12 protein-coding genes are annotated in these 12,782 nt (G+C 57.0%); 6 read left to right on the top strand and 6 right to left on the bottom strand.

What is annotated here, in order from left to right:
- On the top strand, positions 1-1,092 hold a 1,092-nt coding region (locus tag R6T97_RS05240; RefSeq protein ID WP_410348247.1), incomplete at its 5' end, for a P-loop ATPase, Sll1717 family.
- A 158-nt stretch (positions 1,093-1,250) separates the two neighbouring features.
- On the opposite strand, the gene arfB is transcribed toward R6T97_RS05240, so the two are convergent.
- From arfB to R6T97_RS05210, 6 genes are all read right to left on the bottom strand, one after another.
- Positions 1,251-1,670: an alternative ribosome rescue aminoacyl-tRNA hydrolase ArfB gene (gene arfB, locus R6T97_RS05235; protein WP_410348246.1), complete on the bottom strand. Its 420-nt coding sequence runs from the start codon at positions 1,668-1,670 to the stop codon at positions 1,251-1,253.
- A 360-nt stretch (positions 1,671-2,030) separates the two neighbouring features.
- The gene (locus R6T97_RS05230; RefSeq protein WP_410348245.1) at positions 2,031-2,672 is read right to left on the bottom strand and encodes a queuosine precursor transporter; all 642 of its coding nucleotides are present in this window, start codon (positions 2,670-2,672) and stop codon (positions 2,031-2,033) included.
- A gap of 78 nt (positions 2,673-2,750) precedes the next feature.
- Positions 2,751-3,602: an esterase-like activity of phytase family protein gene (locus tag R6T97_RS05225; RefSeq protein ID WP_410348244.1), complete on the bottom strand. Its 852-nt coding sequence runs from the start codon at positions 3,600-3,602 to the stop codon at positions 2,751-2,753.
- Positions 3,603-4,505, bottom strand: coding sequence for a penicillin-insensitive murein endopeptidase (mepA, locus tag R6T97_RS05220; protein WP_410348243.1), 903 nt, complete (start codon positions 4,503-4,505; stop codon positions 3,603-3,605).
- Complete coding sequence (locus R6T97_RS05215) at positions 4,490-5,866, bottom strand: MFS transporter (RefSeq protein ID WP_410348242.1); 1,377 nt, start codon at positions 5,864-5,866, stop codon at positions 4,490-4,492. Before R6T97_RS05215 ends, mepA begins: the two co-directional genes overlap by 16 nt.
- A gap of 68 nt (positions 5,867-5,934) precedes the next feature.
- A complete protein-coding gene (locus tag R6T97_RS05210) occupies positions 5,935-6,477 on the bottom strand; it encodes an acyl-CoA thioesterase (RefSeq protein ID WP_410348241.1) in 543 nt (180 codons plus the stop codon).
- A 139-nt stretch (positions 6,478-6,616) separates the two neighbouring features.
- Here R6T97_RS05210 and R6T97_RS05205 point away from each other — a divergent pair, with 139 nt between their 5' ends.
- From R6T97_RS05205 to R6T97_RS05185, 5 genes are all read left to right on the top strand, one after another.
- Entirely contained in the window at positions 6,617-6,904 is a 288-nt protein-coding gene (locus tag R6T97_RS05205) for a YggT family protein (RefSeq protein ID WP_410348240.1), read from the top strand.
- A gap of 128 nt (positions 6,905-7,032) precedes the next feature.
- Entirely contained in the window at positions 7,033-7,434 is a 402-nt protein-coding gene (locus tag R6T97_RS05200) for a PA2779 family protein (protein ID WP_410348239.1), read from the top strand.
- A complete protein-coding gene (locus tag R6T97_RS05195; RefSeq protein WP_410348238.1) occupies positions 7,392-8,261 on the top strand; it encodes a PA2778 family cysteine peptidase in 870 nt (289 codons plus the stop codon). Before R6T97_RS05200 ends, R6T97_RS05195 begins: the two co-directional genes overlap by 43 nt.
- 135 nt (positions 8,262-8,396) lie before the next feature.
- Entirely contained in the window at positions 8,397-11,165 is a 2,769-nt protein-coding gene (gene fdhF, locus R6T97_RS05190; protein WP_410348237.1) for a formate dehydrogenase subunit alpha, read from the top strand.
- A 126-nt stretch (positions 11,166-11,291) separates the two neighbouring features.
- Positions 11,292-12,782 carry a peptidoglycan-binding protein gene (locus tag R6T97_RS05185; RefSeq protein ID WP_410348236.1) on the top strand — a complete coding sequence of 497 codons (1,491 nt, stop codon included), beginning with the start codon at positions 11,292-11,294 and terminating at the stop codon, positions 12,780-12,782.

Below are 12,782 nucleotides of genomic sequence, written 5' to 3'. Positions count from 1 at the left end.
CGCGCCATCTGCGCATCGGTCAGCCAGAAAAGATCAGACATATCACCGCTCCGTTTTCGCCCGGTGAATCACGCTCAGGAGCTGAATTCAATGGGTCCTGACCCTAGTATTGGACCTCAACTGTCCGGTATTGCGCTCGCCACGATCAACTTTCGACGTAAAGACACCACAACTGTATTGGGCGCCGAACTTAATGCCCTGACTAATTCAATCCTGCATGATGTAACGACAGCAATTTCTGAACTTGGTATTGCTCGGCTTTTCTTACATTTTGATGAGTTAGATCAAGGCTTAGATCAAATTGATGAGAGTCGCTCAAACATGCTGATTGGTTTGATACTCGCGGCCAGAGAAATTAGCCGTGATACTCAATTGCGCGCAAACATTTGTCCAATTGTTTACCTGCGAACTGATATATGGGAGCAAATTTCATTCTCAGATAAGAATAAAATTTCCAGAACTTCTTCAATTGAACTGTCATGGAACGAAGAATCACTTAAGAAACTAATTGACGTTAGATTAATATCGAAACTTGGTGAAGATGCGAGTTGGGACAAAATATCTGATGATGGTAAGATGAGAGGCAGTCAGCCAAAGCTAAGTCATATATTTTCACGAACATTCATGCGGCCAAGAGATGTGATTCAGTTCCTGAATGAAGCGCTTGAAATAGCGAAGAAGCGCAGTGATGAACCATTAGTGTTTGTAAATGATGATATTAATGGTTCGCGTGCTTCGTACTCTGATTATCTTAAGGCGGAGCTTGATGACGAGATGAACCCGCACTGGTCAGAATGGGATGATGCTTTAGCGGTTTGTTCCAAATCTGAGACGATCACATTTCAAAGAGATGAGTTTATTAAGAATTACAAAAAGATGAAGTCATCGAAGAATGGCGTAGGACCGGCAGAAGCGTTGGAACTGCTATACCGTTTTTCGGTGATAGGGTATGAGACAAGAATGGGAAAAGGTGGCTCGGGTTGGGCTTTTAGATATCTAGACTCCAATGCAAAGTGGGATCCGAGCGTCAATAGACTGAAGGTCCATCTTGGACTGAAAGAATTCGCAAAGTTAAAAGAAGAGCGATCTTGAGTGACGATAAGTAATAGTTGTTCGCTGTTGTGCGCTACTGATCCAAGTCACATCCAAGCAGCAAGCGTTGGTTACGCATGAATTGAACGCTATCCGTCGGTCGTCGCGTGCGGAAATCGCACACCCCACGGTATGTCCAAACACCCGTAGGCCCCGCCCTATCCATCTGGATCGACATTCCCCCGCAACGCCTTCACCTCCCCGCGCACCTTCTTTTCCTTCAACCGCCGCTTCACCGATCCATAGGTCGGCTTTGTCGCCCGCCTGCGTTTTTCGACCACGAGCGCCTTGCGGATCAGGTCCGCCAGACGCTCCCGCGCGATCTCGCGGTTGCGCGCTTGGGAACGGGTCTCTTGCACAAAGATCACAACCGCGCCCTCCTTGGTCCATTTCTGCCCTGCCAGCCGTTTCAACCGCGCCTTCACAGGGGCGGGCAGGTGCGGGGACCGCGCCGCCTCGAACCGGAGTTCGACGGCGGTGGACACTTTGTTCACGTTCTGCCCACCGGGGCCGGACGACCGCGCAAAGCTTTCCGTCAGCTCCCAATCCGCAATTTCGATCTGTTCGTTGATCTTCATCTTGGCCTAAAAACTCCCGCCGGAGGCTCCTACAGTTGCAACATGCGTGTACGTACAGGTTCTGTACAGGTTCTGTACAGGTTCTGTACGCATTACATACGCCTGTTTTACGAAAGAAAAAGGGCCACCCCCGGCTGTGGGATGGCCCTTTCCTGAATTACGGAGGTGGGTCGGTTAGGATCACCACCTTGGGGTTTTCGTCAGCCAAGGGCTGCCCTAGCTGCGGTCCTCCCAAGTTGTCCCGACACACTTCTCCAATACCTCATGATGCACTGGATCACCTCCTTTCAAATGTTTCGCCTCACTGTAGAAAAGCACAGATTTGGTATATTTCAAGTAAAAAGATACCTGATTTCGTGTTTATGTGCTTCGCAGCAGCAGACGCGTCACAATGATGCGAAACGGCACCAAAGCGATCAGCGCGATCGAAAGCTTCACACCCCAGTCGGCAATGGCCAGTGTCACCCAAAGCGGCGCATCAGGTCCGGTCAGCAACAAGGGTGCCGTGTCCTGCGCCCACATGACTTCGTCTGCGGCAGATGCGCTCAAGCTGTTGAAAACAGACGCAAATGCGATGGAAAAGAAGATCGCGGTATCGACGGTAGACCCGACAAGCGTGCTCCCCAATGGGGCTTTCCACCAAGACCCGTCGCGCAGGCGATGGAACACGGCAATGTCCAAAAGCTGGGCCACCAGAAAAGCCGTCGCAGACCCGATCGCGATACGCAATGCAACGGCAGGGTATTCAAATCCGTCCCCCTGCAGCATGATTTGGCTGCCGATCAGCGAACAGATGATCCCGACAACCAGCCCCGAGAACACAACCTTCCGCGCGGCGCTGGCCCCATAGACGCGGTTCGTCACATCGGTGACAAGAAAAGCGAGCGGATAGGTGAACGCCCCCCACGTCAGCAGCCCATCAAGGATCAGAAATTGCACAAGGATATTAGACGCCACAACGATGGTGGCCATGGCGATAACGCCGGGAAGGATACGTGTCATTGAATTATTTTCCGTTTTGACAAGGGTGCGGCACTTGGCCCCCGTTCGTCGGGGACACGGCGACTTAACGCCGCCCGCCTAGTCCGTCAATCTGTATTCCACGATCTCTGTGCGTTGGAATGCGCGAAAGTTGTCGTCGGAAATCAGCGTCATGCGCAGGCCATCGGCATCCTGCCAGATGCTGATCCCTTCGAGATTATCATGTGTGCGCAGACGGGTTTCGAGGATCACCTCTTCGCCGCTGCCGTCCAGATCGAAACGCCGTACGCGGCTGCGAAACCCGATGCCGGCAAAGTCGCGCTCAAGAATATACAGGCGCCCATCGGGGCCGATATCGGCGCCGGAAATCAGGAAGGAGCCCCTGCGGGGAATTTCAAATGGTTGATCCCAGACACCGGATTTAAGGCGAAACACCGGAAAAGGACGTATCGCCAGACCTGATCTTTCCGGCACCGTATAAAGTACGCCGTCCGGCCCAATCGCCAGAGCTTCAAGTGAAGCGTTTAGCTGGAAGTCGGCAAACGTCGGTGATGCGATCAAATGTGAGCCCGGTTGATCCATGGCGGCAAACGACCTGATGCCATGTTCGCCCTCAAACGAGATATGAAGCGTACCGTCTGGTCCGATTGCCAACCCTTCGCTGTCACTGAAAGCATCGGCAAGCGGCGCACGGGTTGGCCCGAGCAGCCTGCGCAAGGTCTTGACTTCAATACCTGCGATGGCGGAACCATGTCTGGTGATCTTGCCTTGCGCGATAAAACCGCGATCCGTGAGGGCGATGAAACTGTCGCCGTCCGGTGTCAGTTCAATCGCCGAAAATCCACCAAAATTCGGGTCGGAAACAACCCAGTGAAAACTGCCAAGCAAGGTGGCATCGGCAAAGACCGGCACCGCCCTCAGAAGGGCCAATAGACATAATATACGAAGCACCTATTCGGCGTTCAGGACGGATTGGCACTGGCCCGGCAGGTTGGCCATTGTCAGCTCTGCGCGGGGTGTCGGCGGTGGCGCGTTCGGGTCAGGTGGCGGCGGGTTCAGAATGCGGTCCACCCAAGCCTGAGCGTCATCACACCCATCGCCGGAAGGCGGCGGTGTCTGATCGACGCAGCCTGTCGCACCTTCCGGACAATTCAGCCGGACATGGAAATGGTAGTGATGTCCCCACCAGGGACGAACCTTGTTCAGCCAGCTACGATCACCGGTGGCCGAATTGCACATGGCAACCTTTGCTCCGGGAAAGATAAAGATACGCGCTGTGCGTGGGTCAGAGGCTGCCGCGCGGACAATCGCTTCGTGCTGCGGGGTCCAGCGGTCGTTGGTAAAAGCGCCGGCGTTCCGGCGCATCGAGACTGAGGAAATATTTTCACGTTCCTGCACGGTCAGATCAAGCCGGTCCGGCGGCAGCATCCAGACGTCAATATCCAGACCCGTCTGGTGGCTGGCGTGCCCCGTCAGCATCGGCCCGCCGCGGGGCTGGCTCATGTCGCCGATATAAAGGCCATTCCATCCCGGTTGGGTGGCGGCAAACCGGCTGAGGTCGCGGACAAAATCAAGCGCCTTGGGTTGCGCCCAGTTGCGGTTGCGCGACAGGCGCATCGCCTGCCATGTCGGTCCGGTTTCTGCCAACTGCTGCGCGCCGGCCTGACAGCCACGGGCATATCCACCAAAGGGCTGTGATGCCTGTGGCGAACCTGTCGGCATCGCGCCAAACAGGTTCTTGGCGATGCGGTTGTCGTTGAAATTCTGGCTGGCCATACTGACGACAGGCGGTTCTTCGGCCTGACATGCGGTCAGTCCAAGGCTGAGTACTGCTGCGATTATGAAGCGGACCATTCTACGCGATCTCCGTCTTTATTGACCCACCGTAACAACAAAAGCCCGATCAGGAAAAGGAAGATTACAGGCAGAAACCCTAATTGATTGTTACCAGTCATTACCGTGAACAAGGTAATCAGCGCAGGGGCCAGAAACGCAGTGGCTTTGCCGGTCAGCGCAAAAAGGCCGAATGCTTCGGCCGGGCGGTCCGGATGCGTGTGGCGCACCATCATCGAGCGGGATGAGGCATAGACCGCACCACCTGCGCCACCGATGCAAACGCCGCAGATGTAGAAGATGATGTCCGGCGTCCCGGATCCTTGGGCAAAGGGTAGACCGAAAATCGCCTCGCGCGACATGCCGACGATCACGACGGACACAAGAACCAGAACCCAGACTGCGACACGGATCACCGGCTTTGGGCCATAGCGTGCGTCGGCCAACCCGGACAGCCATGTGGTGATGGCGGCGGCAATCGCGGCGATGATGCCAAAGACACCGATCTGGATTGTTTGCCAATCAAGCACCAGTGCCGCATAAACCCCGCCGAACGCATAAAGCGCATTCAGCGCATCCCGGTAGAACATGGACCCGACGAGAAAGCTGAGCAGGCTTTTGCGGTGAAGTACGGAGCGCAACGTCTCCATCAATTCACCCCAGACAGCGCCCAGCCTGGTTGATTTCTTTTGAGCCTTCGGGTCGTCACGGACGAACATGAAGAAAGGGATGATGAATATGGCGTACCAGATCGCAATGAACGGCCCGACAAAGCGGGTGCCTTCGCGCGCCTCCGGGTCCAACCCGAACAGCGGTGCGGTCCCCAGCAGCGTGACCCCCTGATCATTTTCCGCAAAGAACAGCAGCATGATAAAAAGCGACGTCACACCGCCCCAATACCCAAAGGCGGCACCCGAGCCTGATATGCGCCCGACCTCTTTGTCGTTGCCCAGTGACGGGAGGATCGCGTTGACGAAATTCAACGCGCTCTCGGCAGCAAAGAAGCCCAGATAGAACATGACCAGCATGAAGATGAGCGCTGACCCATCCGGCGTCAGCCCCCACAGCATGAATGTGGCGACCACATAAACCACCGAGAAAAACGCGATCCACGGCATCTTGCGGCCTGAATTGTCAGCAAAGGCCCCCAGAAACGGGGCGCTGAAGGCGATCAGCAGGCCTGCAACGGTTTGCCCTGCCGACCAGACCGATTGGGCGCGGGCATCGGCGGCGGCGTCTGTCATGCCTGTACCAAGGAAATATTCGGTTGCGACAACTGCGAAATAAGGACCAAAGATAAACGTCAGGCCAAGCGTATAGAAAGGTTGCGATGCCCAATCAAAAGCCATCCACCCCCAGATGCGTTTCCTAGCGACTGCCATATGCCTGTCCCTGCTCTTCCCTGACGGGATAAGACACAGATAAGGCTTTGGCTGGCAAGACGTCTTTCCTAGGACCTGCCATCGTCCTCGGGCGGCCAAGGACGGGTGTTGTCGGCGTCAATCCAAGCCTGCACCCAAGCCGGTTTTTCCGGCGATGGTTGGTCCCTGCCGACGGCGGCAAACACTCTGGCGGGGTTCACGATGCCGTTTTTGTCTGTCACCGCAGACCGGAACAGGGCCTGAACCGCGCATTCTCCGCCGATCCAAATGGTATGTTCAAGATAGAAGAACCGTTCGCTCCAGCCGACGGTCTTGCTGACGACGCGGAACCTGACGAAGGGTCTGATCCGCTTGCGATACCGGATCGATGCACCCGCCATCGTCATGCCCCACCCGTTTTGGCGCAAGGCCCGCAGCAAACCCACGCGCTGGGCCAATCCTGTACGGCCAAGGTCCAGAATGGTCAGGATGCGGCCATTGTTCATTTCCATGAACTGGTCAATGTCCTGCGGCCAGCAGCGGTGATGGGAAACATGGCTGCCGAGAGGCTCCAGCGCTGGCATCCTGCGACTTTTGACAATCTCTTTGATCAGTCGAATGATCGGATACATGCGCGGTCTCCTTTGGTTGCCGACACGACATGCGTTCACTTGACGCGCACATCAACTTTGACCTTGCGGCAACCTTTGGCTTGTCGGGGCGCGAGAGAGCGCTTAGGTCATGGCAGACGAAACGAAGGGTACGCCTCAAATGCTGACAATTATCCAAGCCATCCTGTTGATTCTCGGCGTATTGCGCTTTTTCGTGATCGCGCATTTTATTATGAGCTGGCTGATCCGGTTCGAGGTGCTCAATATCCGGCAGGAATTCGTCGGTCAGGTCTGGTACGGACTGGAGCGTGTCCTTGACCCGATCTACAGTCGCATCCGCCGCATCATGCCCGATCTCGGCGGGATTGATCTGACGCCCATCATCGTATTGGTCGGGATCGAGATTTTGCGGATCTTCCTGATCAACAACATGATGGCCTTCGCATAGTCAGGTTACTGCCGTTCGGCGGCACAATCCACGGCAAGTGGTTGCGTCACGACTGAAATTGCTGAAAACTGGAACCAACAGGGGCACGCAGCGGATATCGACCCCGCTGCTCATTCAGGAATATCGACATGGGTTTTCTAAATTTCAGCAAGAAGGGCATCGCACTCGCGCTGTCGGCACAAATGCTTCTGGCAACACAGGCCGTCACAATGGCGCAGGCTGAAATGCTGGGCACAGATCAGGTGATCGGTAAATATACCGCGTTGGCAAACCGCAATGCGCTGATGGACGAGATCCAGCGCGAAGAGGTTCAGGCCGAGATTGTCGCAATGGGCATTGATCCCGCCGAAGCCGAGGCGCGCCTTGCTGCGCTTTCCGATGCGGAAATCGCGACCATGCTGACGCAGATGGAAAATGACAGCGCCGGTGCGGATATTCTGGGCACGTTGTTTACCGTTTTCGTGATTCTGCTGGTCACGGACCTTCTTTGCCTTACGCGGTTCTTCAACTTCACGCGGTGCGTGCGCTAGCGTCACCTCTGAAGCGCTTTGCCTGCCTGCTGGCATTTTGCTGGCTGGCGGCTTGCGCGCAACCATTTGATCCCGACGAACGGCTATCGTTTGACGCGCCTACGCGTGCGGCGGTCTCTGGTGTACCTTTGATCCAGCAAGAAGCATTTTATTGCGGTCCAACGTCCATTGCGATGGTCATGCAATGGGCCGGGGCGGACGTGACCCAAGAGCAAGTGGCCGCGCTTGCCTTCAATCCCGGTGCGGGCGGAACATATCTGGCCGATATGATTGGAAGCAGCCGCCGCTTGGGGCAGTTGGCGGTAGAAATCAGCGACTTCGACCAGCTTCTGGCTGAGATCACGGCAGGCCATCCGGTAATTGTTTTTCAAAACCTCGGTTTGGGTGTCTTTCCGGTGTGGCATTACGGTGTCGTCACTGGCTACGATTTCACAAAGGACGAGGTTTACCTGAACTCTGGCCAGTTGAACCAGATGGTGATGGCTTTTGCCGTCTTCGAACGCACCTGGCGGCGCGGTGGCTATTGGGGTCTGGTGGTGCTGCCGCCGGATCGATTGCCGGCCAGTGTCGGCGAAACCGACGTTCTGTCTGCTGCGGCAGCTTTGGAACGGGTGGGACAGTTTCAGGCTGCTGCAACGCTTTACGAAACGGGTGCCGCACGGTGGCCGAATAACTGGCTTTGGCAATTCGGGCTTGGCAATGCGCGCTATGCCATGGGCGACTTGCGGGGCGCGCGCAATGCCCTTCGACAGGCGCGCGCGCTTGATCCGGCCATACCGGAAGTGCGTGAGAATCTGGCCTTTGTAGAAAGTGCTTTGGCGGGTTGATTGCCCTGTAACCGAAACGCCCGTAACCCATCGGAAATCCCGTATGGCGTAAATGCGCCGCTGGCGGTCGCGCATGACCTTTCGGCAAATCGGTGCAAATGGTCTATTCTGTGCAATGAAACCCGGAGAATCCTGATGTCGGACCGCATTACCTTTACGCTCGATGGCCAGTCTGTGACCGCAGAACCGGGCGAAACGATCTGGGAAGTCGCCAATGGGCGCGGTCTTGTGATCCCGCATCTTTGCCACAAGCCCGCCCCCGGCTATCGCTCTGACGGAAACTGCCGCGCCTGTATGGTGGCAATCGCAGGTGAACGCACGCTTGCCGCAAGCTGTATCCGCGAACCCGCCGAAGGGATGATCGTCACTACTGATCAGCCGCGCGAAAAGCAGGCGCGTCGTATGGTGATGGAACTGCTTGTCGCTGACCAACCTGCGCAAGAGGTGGCCCACGACAAGTCCTCTCATCTTTGGGATATGGCCGCGTCACAGGATGTCAGCGCAAGCCGCTTCCCGCAGAAAAAGCCGGACCACATTCCGCTGCTTGACGACAGCCATGTTGCGATGTCGGTGAACCTTGATGCCTGCATCCAATGTGGCCTGTGTGTGCGGGCCTGCCGCGAAGTGCAGGTCAACGACGTGATCGGCATGGCCGGGCGGGGCAGCACCGCCTATCCGGTCTTCGATATGGACGATCCCATGGGGGCGTCATCCTGCGTGGCCTGTGGCGAATGCGTGCAGGCCTGTCCGACGGGGGCATTGCTGCCCGCAACTGTCACCGACGAAAACCAGATGGGCGACACCAAGGATTACGACCGCGAGGTCGAAAGCGTTTGCCCCTTCTGCGGCGTCGGCTGTCAGGTCAGCCTCAAGATCAAGGACGACAAGGTCAAGTTTGTCGAGGGTATCAACGGCCCTGCGAACGAAGGGCGGTTGTGCGTCAAAGGGCGCTTTGGCTTTGACTATATCCACCATGATCACCGCCTGACAAAACCGCTGATCCGCCGCGAAGACGCCCCCGCAAAGGGCCTCAATGTCGACCCCGGTAACTGGCAAACCCATTTCCGCGAAGCGACGTGGGATGAAGCGCTCGATTTTGCGGCAAAAGGGATGAAGGATATCGGCGGCAAGGGGATCGCTGGCTTCGGCTCGGCCAAATGCACCAATGAAGAGGCCTATCTTTTCCAGAAACTGATCCGTCAGGGGTTCGGGCACAACAACGTCGATCACTGCACGCGGCTTTGCCATGCGTCATCCGTTGCTGCGCTAATGGAGAACGTGGGGTCGGGCGCGGTCACGGCGACCTTCAATGAGATAGAAAACGCCGATGTGGCCATCGTGATCGGTGCTAACCCTATCGAGAACCACCCTGTCGCTGCGACCTATTTCAAGCAATTCACCAAGCGCGGTGGCAAGCTGATCGTGATGGATCCGCGCGGTCAGGCGCTCAAGCGGTTCGCGTCGCATATGCTGCAGTTCCGCCCCGGCGCGGATGTATCGATGCTGAACGCGATCATGCACACGATCGTCGAAGAAAGGCTTTACGATCAGCAATACATCGAAGCCTACACCGAAAACTGGGAGGCGGAAAAAGCGCATCTTGCAGATTTCACGCCTGAAAAAATGCAAGACATCTGCGGCATCCCTGCCGAAACCCTGCGCGATGTGGCGCGGACCTTTGCGGGGGCCAACGCGGCGATGATCTTCTGGGGGATGGGGGTCAGCCAGCATATCCACGGCACCGATAATTCCCGCTGTCTGATCAGTCTGGCGCTGATGACAGGGCAGGTGGGTCGCCCCGGCGCGGGCCTGCACCCGCTGCGCGGCCAAAATAATGTGCAGGGCGCATCTGATGCAGGTCTGGTCCCGATGTTCCTGCCCGATTATCAGCCTGTTGGCGATGATGGTGTGCGCTCTGCCTTTCAGGAAATCTGGCAGGAAGGATCAATTGATCCCAACAAGGGCCTGACGGTCACTGAAATTCTGGATGCCGTGCATACGGGTGATATCCATGGCATGTATATTCTTGGTGAAAACCCCGCCATGTCCGACCCTGATGTCGAACATGCCCGCGATGCTTTGGCAAAACTCGACCACCTTGTCGTGCAGGATATATTTATCACCGAAACGGCGAACTTTGCGGATGTGATCCTGCCAGCGTCGGCCTTTGCGGAAAAAACCGGAACGGTCACCAACACCAACCGGCAGGTCCAGATGGGCCGCCCTGCGGTGCCACCACCGGGCGAAGCGAAGGAAGACTGGTGGATCACGACAGAACTGGCCAAACGGCTGGGCCTTCACTGGACCTATACGCATCCCTCACAGGTCTTCGGGGAAATGGCGATCTTGATGAAGTCGCTTTCCAACATCACATGGGACCGCCTCGAGGCGCAAAACGCGGTGACGTATCCGTCGCTGTCACCAACGGACCCCGGTCAGCCGATTGTGTTTGGCGACGGTTTCCCGCGGGAAAACGGACGCGCCAAGTTTACACCTGCCAGCGTTATTGCTCCGGATGAAGCGCCAGATGCGGAGTATCCGATGATCCTGACGACGGGGCGGCAGTTGGAACACTGGCACACAGGGTCCATGACCCGCCGGTCCAAGGTTCTGGATGCGGTCGAGCCGGAAGCGAACTGTTCACTGCATCCTTCCACACTACGCAAGATGGGGGTCGAACCGGGCGATATGGTCAAACTCTCGACGCGGCGCGGCAGCATCACGATCATGGCACGCGAGGATCGGGCCGTGGCACCTGATATGGTGTTCGTTCCCTTCGCCTACGTCGAAGCTGCGGCAAATGTTCTGACCAATCCGGCCATCGATCCTTATGGCAAGATCCCCGAATTCAAGTTTGCGGCTGTCCGTGTGGAAAAGGCGGATGCACCGGTCGTGGCGGAGTAGGAAAACCGCACATTACCTACGGGTTTATGCCACGCTATTGAATAGCAGACGACCGTCGGGATAGCGTCCTTTGGTGAAGGTCGCCCTTTTGAGGGATACCGCAGCACTAACCAAAGGAGTTGCGTCATGCGCAAACTATCACTGATCATCGCATTGACCGGCCTTGCTTTGCCTGCAGTGGCCGAAGATCAGGCCCTACTGATGGGTGTCGAGCGGTATGATGATTTTCGCCGCGTGAATGACGCCACCGACATTTTGGATGCGGCAGAGGATCTGCGCGATGCAGGCTATACGGTTTCGAGCCTGTCGAACGGATCTGCCCCGGATATGCGCCGGTTGCTTGAAGGGTTCGCCGCAGAAGCTTTGGAAGCTGACCGTCTGGTCGTCGCGCTTTCTGGCCGCTTTGCGACAGACGGCGCGCGGACGTGGTTCTTGGCAGAAGATTCCGATACACCCACGCCCTTCGGTCTGGACGATGCAATTTCGGTCGATACGGTGATGGATGTATTGTCGCGTGCGCCGGGCCAGGCTGTTCTGGTGCTTGGCTATGATCAGGACGGCTTCGACAGTTTTGGCCGCTACCTGCGCGAGGGCGTCGGGCGTCTGGATATCCCGCAAGGGGTTACGATTATCTATGGTGAACCGCAGCAGATCGAAGGTGTCCTGACGGATGCCGTGGCCGTTCCCGGAGGTGATGTCATGGCTTATGTTCGCGATAACCGCCGTCTGAATATGCAGGGGTTCCAGCCGCAAAGCCTGATCATGCAGACGGATGAAGCTGCGCCTGCGCCTGCGCCAAGCCGCCCGCAAATCGACCCGAGCCTTGCCGCCTGGAATGATGCGCAAGAGGCGAACACCGCAGACAGTTATCGCACCTTCATTTTCGATTATCCGCGCAGCCCTTATGTGTCCGAAGCGCGCCGCAGGCTCGATCAGATCGAAAGTGACCCGATCCGTCAGGCCGAGATCGAGGAAGACGGGCTGAACCTAACCCGCAACGAGCGGCGCGCCATTCAGCGCAACCTGACTTTGCTGGAGTTCGACACCCGCGGTGTCGATGGTATTTTTGGCCCCGGTACGCGCAGCGCTATCCGCAACTGGCAGCAAAACAACGGGTTCCCGCAGACGTCTTATCTGACAACCGAGCAAATCAACCGGATCGACGCGCAGGCCAGCCGCCGCGCTGCCGAGATTGAAGCCGAGCAAGAGCGGGCGCGCGAAGAAGCATTGGCCCTTGACCGCGATTATTGGGAAGAAACCGGCGCACGCGGCACGGTTGCAGGCTACCGCGCCTATCTTGAGCGGTATCCCGAAGGTCTCTTTGCCGATCAGGCACGCGACGGGCTTGCGGCGGCGCAAGAGGCGGGCAGTCAAGAGACGGACAATGAGGAAGCGCGCGCGCGCGAAGAGGCGTTGAACATCAATCCGATCTTGCGACGTTTGATCGAGAGCCGCCTGCAACAACTGGGGTTCAACCCCGGGCGGGTGGACGGGCAATTTGACAACGACACACGCCGCGCGATCAGTCGTTATCAGCGGCAAGGTAACCTGACCGCGACCGGCTATCTGGATCAGGCGACCCTTGCGCGGCTTCTAGCGGATACCATCGGACGCTAG

Source organism: Yoonia sp. (assembly GCF_046498525.1).
Classification (GTDB): Bacteria; Pseudomonadota; Alphaproteobacteria; order Rhodobacterales; family Rhodobacteraceae; genus Yoonia.
This window is presented reverse-complemented; position numbering and strand designations above follow the sequence as displayed.